Source organism: Micromonospora sp. NPDC047134 (assembly GCF_040643455.1).
Taxonomy (GTDB): Bacteria; Actinomycetota; Actinomycetes; order Mycobacteriales; family Micromonosporaceae; genus Micromonospora.
Window position 1 is genome coordinate 51,201 of sequence record NZ_JBEYUI010000020.1, and the last position, 13,309, is coordinate 64,509.

A 13,309-nucleotide genomic window follows, 5' to 3' on the forward strand; every position below is an offset into this window, starting at 1 on the left:
TCACTTTGCCCTTCTGGTGGTGATGGCGCCCTCGATGTCTCGCCGGAGCAGGAAGCGCTGGAAAATGATCGCCGCCACGAACGAGATGACGAACAGGATCACCGCGATCGCGTTGCCGTAGCCCCAGAGCCGAGCGAAGAATCCATTGTCCACCATGTATGTAGCCATGGTTGCCGATGCACCAAGCGAGCGTACCGCCGGCACCGAGGTCACCCAGATCACGTCGAAGACCTGCAACGAGCCGATCATGGACAGGAACATCCAGATGCGGATCGTCGGGCCCAGCAACGGCAGGGTGACATGACGCTGGATCTGCCACCAGCTCGCCCCGTCGATCTCGGCGGCCTCGTTCAATTCCTGCGGCACATTGGACAGACCGGCCAGCAGCAGGATGATGGCGAAGCCGACATACTTCCAGGTCAGGACGAACAGCAGGGTCCAGATAACGATATCGAGATCGGCAAGCCAAGCCTGGACCAGACCGCCCAACCCGAGTGAGCGCAGCAGCGCGTCGAAGCTGCCGTTCTCCGTCAGGATCAGCTTCCACATGATGCCGACGGTGACCTCGGCCAGCACGTACGGCACGAAGGCCAGCAGGCGGAACACCGTACGGCCCCGGAAGTGGCGGTTGAGCAACAGGGCCACGCCCAACGCGATGGGGCCCTGGATGATCAGGGACCCGAACACGATGAGGGCGTTGTTGCGCAACGCGTCCAGGAAGATCGGGTCCTGGAAGGCCATCACGTAGTTGTCGAAGCCGATGTACTCCGTGGGCGGTCCTACTCCACGCCAGCGGAACAGGCTGTAGTAGAAGGCGAAGCCCATCGGCACCAGGACGAACATCACGTACACGATGATCGCCGGGGTGGTGAGACCGATGATCTCGTACCACTTGCGTCGCGTCTCGGCGGCCCGGCTGGACTTGCGGTTGGCGGGCCGGAGCCCCGCCGGCGGCGCGGACACGCCGCCGGCGGGGTTCAGGGTCTGGTTCGTGGACGTCACTTGCGAGCGGCCGACTTCATCGCGTCGACGACCTGCTGCGGCGTCCCGTTGCCCGCGAAGATGGCGACGATCGCGTCGTTCATCGCGTTGCCGACGGTGCTACCGAAGGCGGTGTCCAGCCAGAGCTGAACGTAGGTCGCGCCGGTGGTGGCCTCCAGGATGGAGCGCAGCGCCGGATCGGTCACGCCGGCCTCGGAGCCCTTGGCCACCGGCAGACCGGTGCCGGTCTCCGCGTAACCCTTCTGGACCTCGGGGCTGACGATGTACTTCAGGAACTCGACACACTCCGCCGGGGCGTTCTTGGCGCAGGCGAACCCGTCACCGCCACCGAGGGCGGCCTTCGGGTCACCGGGCGAACCACTGATCGCCGGAACCGGGAACCAGCCGATGAACTTGTTCAACGCCTCCTTGTCCTCGGCGACGTTGTCCAGGGTGCCCTTGTTCCAGTCACCCATCAGCTCCATCGCGGCCTTGCCGTTGGCCAGCATGCCGTTGGCGCTGGTCGGGTCGTTCTGCCCCGGGGTGGCGATGAAGTTGTTCTGGAACGGCTTGGTGTCGATGAAGGACTTCAGGTCCTCGCCGGCCTTGACGAAGCAAGGGTCCTCGAAGTCCAGGTCCTTGGCGGCCTTCTTCAGGGTGTCGACGGAGCAGGCCCGCAGCGCGAAGTTGTACCACCAGTGGGCGGCCGGCCACTTGTCACCGGCGCCGACCGCGATCGGCACGACGTTGATCGCCTTGAGCTTGGTGACGGCCTCGTTGAGTTCCTCGAACGTGGTCGGCGGAGCCGCGATGCCGGCCCGGGCGAACATGTCCTTGTTGTACCAGATGCCCTCGATACCCATCCGGTACGGCAGCCCGTACTGCCTGCCGTTCACCGCCCAGATCTCGGCGGAGCTGCCGATGTTGGCGACCTCGTCCTTGACCTGGTCGGTGATGTCCTTGAGGTAGTCGGCCTCGACCTGCTCGCGCATCTCACCGCCACCCCAGGCCTGGAAGATGTCCGGCGGGTCGTTGCTCAGCAGCGCGGCGGGCAGCCGGGTGCGCTGGAGTTGGTTGGTCTCGATCGCCTCGATCTCGATCGTCACCGTGGGGTGCAGGGCGTTGAAGTCCTTGGCGACCTTCGCCCAGTACTCCTTTCCGACCCCGTCCTCGCTGGCGTTGTGCCACCAGGTCAGGGTTACCGGGTTCTTGAACAGCTCGCTCTCGGCGGGCTCCTCGGACTCGCCCCCACTGCATCCGGTGGCGAGTAGTGCGGTGGTGATGGACAGCGCTAGGGCGGTTCGTACGCGGCGCTTTATAGCCATCGGTATCTCCTCGACTAGTCAGTCGCGGTGCTCGGCCTGCGGGGGAGTTTTACAGCCGTGTAACCGAGTGTCAATCGGTGTCGATAACGTTTTCGATACGCCACTCATCGAACCCCGTCCGCCCTCTATCATCGTCGGCGTGGCGTTCCCGCAGCGTGTCAACATGTCGGACGTGGCCCGCGCGGCCGGCGTCTCCGTGGCAACTGTATCCAAGGTGGTGAATGGCAGGTACGGCGTGGCGCAGGCTACCGTCGAGCGGGTTCAGCAGGTCATCCATCAACTCGGGTACGAGGCCAGCCTCGGCGCGCAGAGCCTGCGCAGCCACCGGACGAACGTCCTGGGCATCCTGGTCGCGGAGTTCGAACCCTTCTCCACCGAACTGCTCAAGGGGGCCTCGGCGGGGGTGACCGGCACCGGCTACCAGTTGCTCGCCTACTCCAGCGGCGATGTCGCCGGTACGGCCGTCGGTTGGGAGCGGCGATCGCTGGCGCGGCTGTCCGGAACCCTGATCGACGGGGCCGTGATCGTCACCCCGACGGTGGTGGAGACCAAACAGGGTTTCCATGTCGTGGCCGTCGACCCGCACACCGGCCCCTCGGGTCTGCCCACGGTCGACTCCGACAACTTCGCCGGGGCCGTACTGGCTACCAACTACCTGCTCTCCCTGGGGCATCGTCGGATCGGGCACATCAGTGGACGGGCCGATCTGGAGTCCTCCCGGCTGCGTGAGGCGGGCTTCCGGCAGGCCATGGCCGATGCGGGCGTGACAGTGGACGAGCGGCTGGTACGGGTCGGTGGGTTCCGCATCGAGAGCGCCGCCGGGACGGCCGCCGAACTGCTCGCCCTGCCGGACCGACCGACTGCGGTCTTCGCCGGTAACGACCTGTCCGCGATCTCCACGATCGATGTCGCCCGGAGCATGGGGCTGTCGGTCCCGGACGACCTGTCCGTGATCGGCTTCGACAACGTTCCGGAGTCCGCCCTGGTCAACCCGCCGCTGACCACGATCATGCAGCCGATACAACGGATGGGTGCCGAGGCGCTGCGCCTGCTGGTGGATCTGATCGCCGGGGTGGAGCGCGACATCCACATCCGGCTGCCCACCGAGCTCGTCGTCCGCGCCTCCTGCCGATCCCTGCCGGACTGAAAACGGGGGCGATCCGCCGGTTCTCACACCATCTGAGGGGACGTATTTCCGGGTCGGTCACCGGCTCTTGAAGGACGTCACGGCGCCGACACAGCACCGCAACGCGCTTGTCGGCGCACGCTCCGTCGATGGGAGAAACCCTGTCATGAGCAGTCTAGGAACACGGGTCCGCCGGGCCGCGATGGTCGGGCTGACCGCTGCGGCGTTGACCGGCCTGCTGGGCGCCAGCGCGGCGGCCGCGCCGTTCGAGGCGACCGCGCCCGCCGCGCTGACCAGCACCACCGACGTCTACATCAAGGACGTCACCGCCGATGTCGGGGTCCAACCGCACAACCTCAACCCGTTGTGGGCCAGCCCGGACATCAAGGTCTGCCCGAACCCCACCGAGTGTGCCGTCAGTCAGAACCCCGTCGTCGGGGTGACCAACTACATCTTCGTCAAGCTGCGTAACCCCGGGCCCTACGGCTCCGGGGTGGGTACCGGGACGCTGCAGGTCTACCGGACGACCCCCGGTGGTGGTGCGGTCTGGCCGACCCACTGGACCCAGATCGGGGCGGCCTACGTGACCGTGAACCCGGGGGTCACCACGGTCATCATCCCGTGGACCGGGGTACCCGGGCCGGGCCACTTCTGCCTGCTGGCCCGCTGGGTGTCCGCCACCGACCCGATGACCATCGATGGCCCGGACATCAGCCTCAACACCCGATACAACAACAACGTCGCGTGGCGCAATGTCGACTCGGTGCAGCTCGGCGCGGGTCAGACGACTCCGGCCGGGCGGCCCTTCGCCATCGGCAACTCGTTGCGGGTGCCCTCGCGCAACGAGGTGGTCTTCAACGCGGCCGAGCCGTTGCAGGCCATCGGCGGCCGGGTGGTCGTCGACCTCGGACCGGAGCTGTTCGAGCGGTGGCGGGCCGGTGGCGCGGTCGGCAACGGCGTACGGCCGATCGGCCGGACCCAGGTGGAGATCGTCGAGCCGACCCGGGCCAGCCTGGGCAACCTGCTGCTCAACCCCGGTGAGCGGGTGCAGTTCTCGCTGCTCTTCACGGCCGAGGTGGCCAGTGACCGGGAGATCGCGTTCAACGTGACCCAGTTCGGCCCGGACACCAGCGGGGCCAAGTCGACCGACCTGGGTGGTGTGCAGTACCTGATCAGCGCCGCCAAGCGCTGACTCCGGGGGTGTAGCGGGGGTCGTGGGCCGAACCGGCCCACGACCCCCGTGGCCCTGTCCGGCCGCGGCCCTTGTGGCCTCAGCGCAGACAGACCCAGTCGGTGACCACGGTGAACCCGCCGGCCTCGGCCCGCAGTCGGACCGGCCCGGGCGGCGGTACGCCGAGGGAGAAGAGTCCCACCGCGTCCACCGCTGTCTCGTCGTAGGTGCCGGTGGCCGTCCGGGCACTGATCCGGCCACCCTCGGCGGGGCAGAGCTGCCCGACGATTCCCGCCGGGCTGACCTCGATCTCCAGCAGGACCGGGCCGCCCCGGAAGGACAGGCTCCGCACGGAACCGGCCGATCGGGTGAGCCCGGCCGGTTCCGCCTGGCAGGCCGAGTCGAAGGTCAACTCGGCCAGGGTCAGTTCGGCGTCCACCGTCCGCCAGGCGAACGCCGCCCGCGCGGCGACCAGGTGCTCCTCGGGCACTCCCCTGCTGTCCGACAGCGCCGCACCCAGCTCGGCGGTCAGCCGGTCGTCATCGCCCGGCGGCCACGGCTCCATCGCGCTCCCCTCCCGTCGAGGCGGCGGATCGATGCCCTTCAAGGTACGCGGCCAGCGCCCCGGACTCCCGCAACCGGCGCAGGCAGCGGGCCTGGGTGGGGCCGATGCTGCCGACCGGGGTCCCCAGCCGCTCGGCGATCTGCCGGTAGCTCAGCGGCGGATCGGCGGTCAGCAGGGACAGCAGTACCTGGCAGCGCGGCGGTAGCTCGGCGAAGCCCTCCCGCAGGGCCTGGTGCCGTTCGGCGCGGAGCAGATCCTCGTCCGGGGTGGCCGCCTCCGCCCCGCTCCGGTGGCACCCCTGAAAGGCCCCGTCGGAGGGGTCGAAGGGTTGGGTACGCCGACCCAGCCGCGAGATGCGGTAGCACTCCCGTCGGGTGGTGACCGCCAGCCAACTCGCCAACGCCTCCGGTTCGCGTACCTGGTCCAGGCGCTCCACCAGACGCAGCCACACGGTCTGGTTGACATCGGCGGCGTCGGCGGCGGTCAGGTCGTGGACCCGGATCACCGAGTACACCAGCGGGGTGTAGCGGCGGACCAGTTCCACCCAGCCCGACTCGTCCCCGTTGGCCGCGGCGGCTACCAGATCACTCGTACTGCGGCCGGTCACCACGGCACCGCCGCCGTCGACACTCACCCGACCAGCACCCCGTAGTCGGGGTGCCAGCGCGGCATGGCCAGCAGGGCCAGCCGGGCGGCGTCGGCGCTCAGGCCACCGGCGCTCATCATGGCGGCCAGCCGACCGCTGACCTGGGCGGTGGCGAAGGAGGTACCGGACCAGCGGGCGTAGCGGTGGAAGACCAGGGTGGGTCGTCCGGGCAGCGGCAGGATGCCCGGGACGAAGGTGCTGTCGTGCTGACCCAGGGCGCAGGCGTCCACCCAGGGCCCGAATCCGCTGTAGTCGGCCGGCACCAGGCCGGCGGAACCCATCCGGACCGCCGCCACGGCCACTACCCGGTCCAGCGCGGCCGGCCACAGCGGTCGGTTGGTGCCGGCGTTGCCCGCCGCAGCCACCACCGCGGTCGTCGGTGGCAACGCGGCCACGGCGTTGGCCAGGGGCAACGAGGGCTGGTCGTCCAGGGTGAAGCCGCCCAGGGAGAGGTTGACCACGCTGACCTGGGAGGCCAGTCGGCTCAGGGCGGCCACCACCGTCGACTCGTCGCCGATGCCGGTGGACTCCAGGGCCGTCTCGGGGTCGACACGTACCCCCGGGGCGGCCTGGCGTACCACCCCGGCGACGAAGGTGCCGTGGCCGCCCTGCGGGGCGAGCACGTCGGTGTGCAGGTAGAGGGGGTCCTCGTCGTCCGGCTCCGGCAGGTAGGCCCCGCCCAGCCAGTCCGGGTGCTGCCCGCCGGCGTACCGCCAGATGCCGGTGTCGCAGATCCCCACGGTCACCCCGGCCCCCTCGGCCGCCCGGGCCGGATCCGGTGGCGCCAGCGCGGCGATCGCCCGGGGTGGTCCGCCCGGGTTGCCCATGATGTTGCCCAGGCCGAGCAGCACATGGTGCGGTTGGACCAGCGGAATCCGCTGACCGGGCCACTGCCGGGGGTCGCGCAGCAGCGTCACGATCGCCGGGATGTCGGCCTCGGCGGAGAACAGCAACCGGGTCACCCCGGCGAAAGCGTCACCGATGAGCACCTGATGTCCGCTTTTACGCAACCAGGCGGCTACTCGCCCGGTGTCCTCGGCGGCGGTGAGCAGTTGCCGGGGGCGGTAGAGAATTTCCCTACCCGCAACTGTATGCCGACGCACATTGCGATCCGCATTCACCAACCGGTCGAAGGCCAGTTGATAGGCCGCGTCGTCGGCGTCCTGGTCGGCCAGGGCCGGACCCGGGCGCCATCCGGCCCCCAGTGGGGTGGCCGCCGCAGCCAGTACGGACGCGACCAGCAGCCGCCGTCGGGGCAACCAGCCGCCTGGTCGGGGGTGGTCAGAATGCACAGGCCCTCCCAGATGGCCCCGGAATCGGCAGGCCACGGGTGGCCGGCGAGGCGAATTCCGCGGGCCTTACCGATTCTTCCAATCAATCGGTGGATGTCAATGGCCCTAACGGGCTGCCCACCCCGATCCGACCGTCAGGCCATTTGCCGACATTGACGCTCCACGACAGTTGGGGAACGCTTGATCCATGCCCGACAGCACCGCTGCCGGTGCCGGCGGCACCGCGCAGTCGGCGCTCGACACCGTCCAGCGCCGTCCCCGTGAGGCGATCATGATCGCCCAGCGGGTCCCAGCCACCGGCGACGGCGACGAACGTTCCACGGCGGAGCGCGCCATCGGCCTGGCACTGCGGGAACTCAACGACCTCCCCGGCGCCCTGCGGCACCTGCGTCGGGCGGTCCGGATCGCCGGGACGGCCCGGACCCGGGCCCTGGCCCGGATGAGTCTGGGGTACGTCCTGGCCAATGTCGGCCGCACCTCGGCGGCCCTGCGGGCGGTGACCGCCGCCCTGCCCGAACTCACCGGGGCCGACGCCGGACGGGCCCGGATGCAACGGGGGGTGGTACTGCACTACCGGGGTCGGTACGACGAGGCGGTCCGGGACTACACCCTCGCCATCGACATCGCCCAACGGGAGGGGGATCTGCTGCTGGAGGCCCGCGCCCGCAACAACCGGGGGCTGCTCAACGCCCACCGGGGCGCCCCGGGCGATGTCGACGACCTGGCCCGGGCGGCGGCGGTCTTCCGCGATCTCGGGCTGGACCTGGCCGCCGCCGACGCCAGTTGGAACAGCGGAATCGCGGCCGGTCGACGCGGGGACATCGCCGGGGCGCTGCGCCGGTTCGCCGCCGTCGGGCAGGAGTACCAACGGCTGGCCGTACCCCGACCGGCGTTGTTGCTGGACCGCTTCGAGTTGCTGCTCTCGGTGCCCCTGGTGGAGGAGGCCACCGAGGTGGCCGCGGCGGCCATCCGGGAACTGCGTCGCCGTGGCATGGCCTCCGACCTGGCCGAGGCGTTGCTGGCTCAGGCGCGGGCCGCCCTGCTCGCCGGTGACCTGGACATCGCCACCGAGGCCGCCGCCGCGGCCGGAAGCCGGTTCCGCCGGCAGGGCCGCCGGACCTGGGCAGCCTTCGCCCGGCATGTCGAGTTGCGGGCCGAGTTCCGCCGGGGGACCCGTACGGCCGCCTTGCTGACCGCGATGGTGCGCACCGCCGACCGGCTGGAGGCCACCGGTTGGGCCGATCCCGCCCTGCTCACCCGCATCGACGCCGGCCAACTGGCGGTGGAGCTGGGCCGCACCGACCGGGCCGCAAAGCTGTTCGCCGTCGCCGCCGGCACCCGGGGTCGGGGCACCGCCCCACGACGGGCCCAGGGGTGGTACGCCCAGGCCCGGTGGCATCGGCTGCGCGGCGAGGAACCTGCCGCCGCCCGGGCCCTGCGCCGAGGACTGGCCGTCCTCGACCGGCACCGCACCTCCCTGGGCGCCACCGAACTGCGGGCCAACAGCGGGGCGTACGGCCAGGAACTGGCCGCCGAAGGGCTGGACATCGCCGTCCGGGCCGGGGCACCGACCCGGGTGCTGGCCTGGGCGGAACGGTGGCGAGCCCATTCGGTACGGACCCGCCCGGCCCTGCCACCGGACGACGCCGACCTGGTCGCGGCCCTGGCCGAACTCCGGCTGGTCAGCGGCCTGCTGGAGGACGCGGTGCTGACCGGTCGGCCGGTACGCGCCCTGCGGGGTCGGCAGGCCCGGTTGGAGCAGCGCATCCGGGACCTGTCCCGGCACGCTGCCGGCGGCCCGGGCACCCTGACCCCGCCCCGGGTGCACAACCTGGCCGCCCGGCTCGGTTCCCGGGTGCTGGTCGAACTGTTCGCGCACGGGGACCGGCTGGGGGCGGTGCTGGTCCGCGACGGTCGGGCCAGCCTGCACGACCTCGGCTCTCTGACCGAGGCGACCCGGTTGACCCGGTGGCACCGGTTCGGGCTGCGCCGTCTGATCGTCACCGGGGACTCCGCCGCCGCCCGGGCCGCCGTCGAGCACGCCGCGACGGCCCTGGACCGGCAACTTTTCGACCCGCTGCGCCGACGCCTGGCCGACCGGCCGCTGGTGATCGTGCCGGTCGGGGCCCTGCACTCGGTCGGCTGGGCCGGGCTGCCCACCGGCACCGGGCGGGCGGTCACGGTGGCCCCCTCGGCCGCCGCCTGGCTGGCCGCCGAGCAGCAGGGCGCGCCCCGGGGCACCCCGGTGCTGGCCGCCGGTCCCCGGCTGCCCGCCGGCGCGGTGGAGGTCCACCGGCTGGCCCAGGTGCTGCCGGCCGCCCGGCTGCTCACCGGCGGGCAGGCCACCGCCACCGCCCTGACGGCCGCCCTGGACGGGGCCGCGATGGTGCACATCGCCGCGCACGGCGCCTTCCGCGCGGACAACCCCCAGTTCTCCACTTTGGAGTTGGCCGACGGGCCGCTGTTCGCCTACGAGTGGGAGGGCATCGCCCGACCGCCCGGCTGTGTGGTGCTCTCCGCCTGCGAATCAGGGCTGACCGGGGTACGCCCCGGGGACGAGATCATGGGTTTCGCGGCCGTGCTGCTGGCCCTGGGCACCCGGTGTCTGATCGCCACCGTGCTGCCGGTACCGGCGGAACCCACCACCGCCCTCATGCTGGATCTGCACCGCCGGATGCACGCCGGGGTCGGCCCGGCGCAGGCCTTGGCCGAGGCCCAGCGGGCCTTCGTCACCGGTGGCGACCCCACCGCCCCGGCCACCGCCGCCGCCTTCGTCTGCCTGGGCGCCGGCTGACTCAGGCCCTCAGGGCGCCCACCCCACGCGCCCTCCAAGCGGTGGCAGCTCAGCTGTCGCCCGCACCCCCGGAGGACCAGCTGGGCTGCCACCGCTGGATCTCCGCGGCAGTTCGGGTGCCGTCGGCGATGACGACCTGGTAGCGGTTGTGGCGGGCCTGGCCGGCCGGGATGGTGGCGGTCTGCGCGAAGGCGAAGGCCACACAGACCCCGGGATACATGCCCGCTCGGACGAACCACCGGTCCCCCGCGCCCAGGCCACTGAAGACCAGGGTGTACTCCCCGCCCTGCGGTGCCCGGCCGGTCATCGCCACCCAGGGCTCGGCGCACCCGTTGACGGCCTCCTCGCCGGTGAGGGAGGCGGTGAACACCTGGGGTGTCTCAGCGGCCACCCCCCGCCAGAAGAATCCCCCGTAGCCGGCACCACCGGGACGACCGTTGGTGGCCGGGCTGCCCAGCACGACCTCCCGGTCGGCGGGGGCGGTGAGGGTGCTGTCGATCTCCAACCGCCACCGGTCGGCCCCGTCGGCTGCGGCGGTCAGGGTACGCCGCTCGGTCAGCAGGACCTCCCCGGCCGGATCGCACCAGTGCAGCCGGTGGCCCAGCCGGTCGGTCGAGCGGTGTTCCCAACCGGTGTGCACGATCCGGCCGTGGTCGGCACGCCAGGTGTAGCCCTGGTCCCGGACATAGGTGCGCCCGCCCCACAGGTTGGTGCCGTTGACGTCCTGCACCGCCAGGGAGGCCCCGAGGTGCCAGACATGGTCGGCGGGCAGGGCGTCCGTGACCGGGGTGCCAGCCAGGGTACGCACCGGATGCAGGTAGGGCCGGGGGCCGTGCTTGGCCGCCAGGTCGGGGGCCAGTACGTACCGGGCCACCGGGATGCCCTCGACCAGCAGTTCCTGATCGGCTACCTCGGCGCTCACGACAGCTCCGTGCGGGTGACCGGTCGACGGCGGGCCACCGCGTGCACCGCGGCCAGCGCGTACCCGGCGAGGATCGGCACCGCCACCGGGGTGACCAGCACCCCCAGCAGCAGGGCTACCAGGCTGGTGCCGGCCAGCCCGGCGCAGGTGGCCGGGTGGTCCAGGCAGCCCCGGGCGGCCCGGGTGACCGCCGGGGCCCACCCGGTGCCCCCGGTGCGGCCCACCTCGACCACGATCGCGGCGGCGTACCCGAGCAGGATCGTCGCCACTGCGGTGGTGAGGACCATCCCCACCGTTCCCCCCGGCACCCGGCCGGTGGCCAGCACCACCAGGTTGGTGACGAGCAGTCCCAGGCTGCCGAGACCCAGCAGGGTGGCCGGCAGGCCGGGCAGCAGTCCCCTACCGAATCGGGACAGGGTCTGCCGGGCGGTCGGCCAACTGCCGGTGGCCAGCCAGTCGTGCACGGCCGCGCTGGCCGTGCCGATCGCGGCCCCGGCGGTCAGCACCGGAGCCGAGGCGAGCACGGTCAGGATGCCCACCAGGGCCAGGTCGGCCCCGTCGCGTACGGTGTCCCGCCAGTCGCGGCCCGGCGGCTGGTCAACCCTTGATTCCACTGGTGTTGATCCCCTCGACGAGCATCCGTTGGAAGGCTACGAAGAACACGAAGACCGGCAGCAGGGAGAGCACCGCCATGGCGAACATCGGGCCGATCGCGCTCTGGCTGGTCGAGTCGATGAACAGGGTCAACGCCACCGGCACGGTGTAGTCGCTCAACTCGGACAGGAAGACCAGTTGCCGGAAGAACTCGTTCCAGGTCCAGATGAACGAGAAGATCGCCGTGGTGACCAGGGCGGGTCGGCTCAGCGGCAGGATGACGTGCCGGAAGATGCCGAACGCGCCCGCACCGTCGATCCGGGCGGCCTCGTCCAACTCGCGCGGGATGCCCCGCATGAACTGCACCATCAGGAAGACGAAGAAGGCCTCCGTGGCCAGGAACTGCGGGATCAGCAGCGGCAGGTACGGCCAGTCCCCGCCGACCAGGCCGAGGGTGCGGAACAGGATGTACTGCGGCACGATCAGCACGTGCGCCGGCAACAGCAGGGTGCCGATCATGACGGCGAACCACAGCCGCCGCAGCCGGAACCTCAACCGGGCGAAGGCGTACGCGGCCAGCAGGCAGCTCACCGCGTTGCCGAGGACGGTCAGCAGGCTGACCATCGCGCTGTTGAGGAAGAACCGGCCGAAGCTGACGTCGAAGTTGCTCCACCCGTCGGTGTAGTTGCCCGGGGTGAAGCGCTCCGGCAGCAGACCGATGTTGCTGACGATCTCCTGCTGCGACTTCACCGAGGTGCCGATCATCCAGATCAGCGGGTAGAGCACGACCGCCACGATGGCCAGCAGGATGATCAGCCGCAGCCAGGACCGGCTGCGTGAGCGCTGCGGGCGGGCCGCCACGGGCGGGGCCACGGTGCTCGCCACCATCAGCGGTCCTCCCCGTCGGAGTAGTGCACCCAGAACCGGCCGGTGCTGAAGAAGACGACCGTGATGAGCGCGATGGCGATCAGGAAGACCCAGGCCATCGCGGAGGCGTAGCCCATCTCCAGATCGGTGAACCCGGCGATGTACAGGTTGAGGGTGTACATCAGGGTCGAGTCGATCGGCCCGCCGGTGCCGTTGCTGAGCACGAAGGCGGCGGTGAAGCCCTGGAAACCGTTGATGGTCTCCAGCACCAGGTTGAAGAAGATCACCGGGGAGAGCATCGGCAGGGTGACGCTGACGAACTGCCGGAACTTGCCGGCCCCGTCCACCGCGGCGGCCTCGTACAGCTCGGTCGGCACCTGCTTGAGCCCGGCCAGGAAGATCACCATCGGGGCGCCGAACTGCCAGATGGCCAGCACCATCAGGGTCTCCAGGGCCCAGTCCGGGTCGTTGACCCAGGGCTTGCCCTCGATGCCGAACAGGGCGAGGAAGGAGTTGAAGGCTCCCTCGCGGTTGAACATGTTCACCCAGACGATGGCCAGTGCCACGCTGCCGCCGAGCAGCGACGGCAGGTAGAACAGACCACGGAACAGCCCGACCCCGCGCCAGGCCCGGTTGAGCAGCAGGGCCACCCCGAGCGCCGCGGCCAGTTTCAGCGGTACGGCGATCAGGGCGAACCGCAGGGTGACCCGGACGGAGTGCCACCACGAGGGGTCGGCGGTGAACATCCGTTCGTAGTTGGCCAGCCCGACCCATTCCACCTCGGACCAGGGGGTGAGGATGTCGTAGTTGGTGAAGCTGAGGTACAGCGACAACAGCATGGGTAGCGCCGTGATGCCCATCAGACCGATGAGCCAGGGCGACAGGAAGATGTAGCCGGCCAGACCTTCCCCGTGCCGGATCCGTCCGGTCCCGCGCCGGGTGGCGGGGGGTCGGACGGATCCGGTGCCGCGGCGGGTCGGGTCGGGCGCCGTGGTCAGGGCCACGAACTGCTCCTCTCCGGGTATC

12 protein-coding genes are annotated in these 13,309 nt (G+C 70.8%); 3 read left to right on the top strand and 9 right to left on the bottom strand.

The features are described 5' to 3' along the window. Positions 1-1,002 (bottom strand): sugar ABC transporter permease, encoded by a 1,002-nt coding sequence (locus ABZ795_RS22235; protein WP_357531709.1) that lies wholly within the window; start codon positions 1,000-1,002, stop codon positions 1-3. Next, positions 999-2,306, bottom strand: coding sequence for an extracellular solute-binding protein (locus ABZ795_RS22240; protein ID WP_357531710.1), 1,308 nt, complete (start codon positions 2,304-2,306; stop codon positions 999-1,001). Before ABZ795_RS22240 ends, ABZ795_RS22235 begins: the two co-directional genes overlap by 4 nt. Positions 2,307-2,445: 139 nt before the next feature. Here ABZ795_RS22240 and ABZ795_RS22245 point away from each other — a divergent pair, with 139 nt between their 5' ends. Continuing rightward, a complete protein-coding gene (locus ABZ795_RS22245; protein ID WP_327025364.1) occupies positions 2,446-3,453 on the top strand; it encodes a LacI family DNA-binding transcriptional regulator in 1,008 nt (335 codons plus the stop codon). Positions 3,454-3,598: 145 nt separating this feature from the next. Next, a complete protein-coding gene (locus ABZ795_RS22250) occupies positions 3,599-4,624 on the top strand; it encodes a hypothetical protein (RefSeq protein WP_357531711.1) in 1,026 nt (341 codons plus the stop codon). A gap of 79 nt (positions 4,625-4,703) precedes the next feature. Here the strand turns inward: ABZ795_RS22250 and ABZ795_RS22255 are convergent, their stop codons facing one another. The 3 genes from ABZ795_RS22255 to ABZ795_RS22265 are packed head-to-tail and all read right to left on the bottom strand — an operon-like array spanning position 4,704 to position 7,106. Continuing rightward, complete coding sequence (locus tag ABZ795_RS22255) at positions 4,704-5,168, bottom strand: carboxypeptidase-like regulatory domain-containing protein (RefSeq protein ID WP_327025362.1); 465 nt, start codon at positions 5,166-5,168, stop codon at positions 4,704-4,706. Further along, on the bottom strand, positions 5,143-5,802 hold the full coding sequence (locus tag ABZ795_RS22260; RefSeq protein ID WP_357531712.1) for a sigma-70 family RNA polymerase sigma factor: 660 nt from the start codon (positions 5,800-5,802) through the stop codon (positions 5,143-5,145). Before ABZ795_RS22260 ends, ABZ795_RS22255 begins: the two co-directional genes overlap by 26 nt. Continuing rightward, positions 5,799-7,106, bottom strand: coding sequence for a S8/S53 family peptidase (locus tag ABZ795_RS22265; RefSeq protein WP_357531713.1), 1,308 nt, complete (start codon positions 7,104-7,106; stop codon positions 5,799-5,801). Before ABZ795_RS22265 ends, ABZ795_RS22260 begins: the two co-directional genes overlap by 4 nt. 187 nt (positions 7,107-7,293) lie before the next feature. On the opposite strand from ABZ795_RS22265, the gene ABZ795_RS22270 reads away from it, so the two are divergent. After that, positions 7,294-9,900, top strand: coding sequence for a CHAT domain-containing protein (locus ABZ795_RS22270; RefSeq protein ID WP_357531714.1), 2,607 nt, complete (start codon positions 7,294-7,296; stop codon positions 9,898-9,900). A 49-nt stretch (positions 9,901-9,949) separates the two neighbouring features. Here the strand turns inward: ABZ795_RS22270 and ABZ795_RS22275 are convergent, their stop codons facing one another. The 4 genes from ABZ795_RS22275 to ABZ795_RS22290 are packed head-to-tail and all read right to left on the bottom strand — an operon-like array spanning position 9,950 to position 13,287. After that, complete coding sequence (locus tag ABZ795_RS22275; RefSeq protein ID WP_357531715.1) at positions 9,950-10,822, bottom strand: PmoA family protein; 873 nt, start codon at positions 10,820-10,822, stop codon at positions 9,950-9,952. Then, positions 10,819-11,436, bottom strand: coding sequence for a hypothetical protein (locus ABZ795_RS22280; RefSeq protein ID WP_357531716.1), 618 nt, complete (start codon positions 11,434-11,436; stop codon positions 10,819-10,821). The genes ABZ795_RS22275 and ABZ795_RS22280 overlap by 4 nt, the downstream gene beginning before the upstream one ends. After that, positions 11,420-12,304: a carbohydrate ABC transporter permease gene (locus tag ABZ795_RS22285; protein ID WP_357531717.1), complete on the bottom strand. Its 885-nt coding sequence runs from the start codon at positions 12,302-12,304 to the stop codon at positions 11,420-11,422. Before ABZ795_RS22285 ends, ABZ795_RS22280 begins: the two co-directional genes overlap by 17 nt. Further along, entirely contained in the window at positions 12,304-13,287 is a 984-nt protein-coding gene (locus ABZ795_RS22290; RefSeq protein WP_327025355.1) for a sugar ABC transporter permease, read from the bottom strand. The genes ABZ795_RS22285 and ABZ795_RS22290 overlap by 1 nt, the downstream gene beginning before the upstream one ends. Between the last annotated feature and the right edge of the window lie 22 nt (positions 13,288-13,309).

Excerpts from the sequence above, each read along its gene's own strand:
- ABZ795_RS22240 (WP_357531710.1), bottom strand. The coding sequence starts at position 2,306 with ATGGCTATAAAGCGCCGCGTACGAACCGCCCTAGCGCTGTCCATCACC.
- ABZ795_RS22250 (WP_357531711.1), top strand. The coding sequence starts at position 3,599 with ATGAGCAGTCTAGGAACACGGGTCCGCCGGGCCGCGATGGTCGGGCTG.
- ABZ795_RS22255 (WP_327025362.1), bottom strand. The coding sequence starts at position 5,168 with ATGGAGCCGTGGCCGCCGGGCGATGACGACCGGCTGACCGCCGAGCTG.
- ABZ795_RS22270 (WP_357531714.1), top strand. The coding sequence starts at position 7,294 with ATGCCCGACAGCACCGCTGCCGGTGCCGGCGGCACCGCGCAGTCGGCG.
- ABZ795_RS22285 (WP_357531717.1), bottom strand. The coding sequence starts at position 12,304 with ATGGTGGCGAGCACCGTGGCCCCGCCCGTGGCGGCCCGCCCGCAGCGC.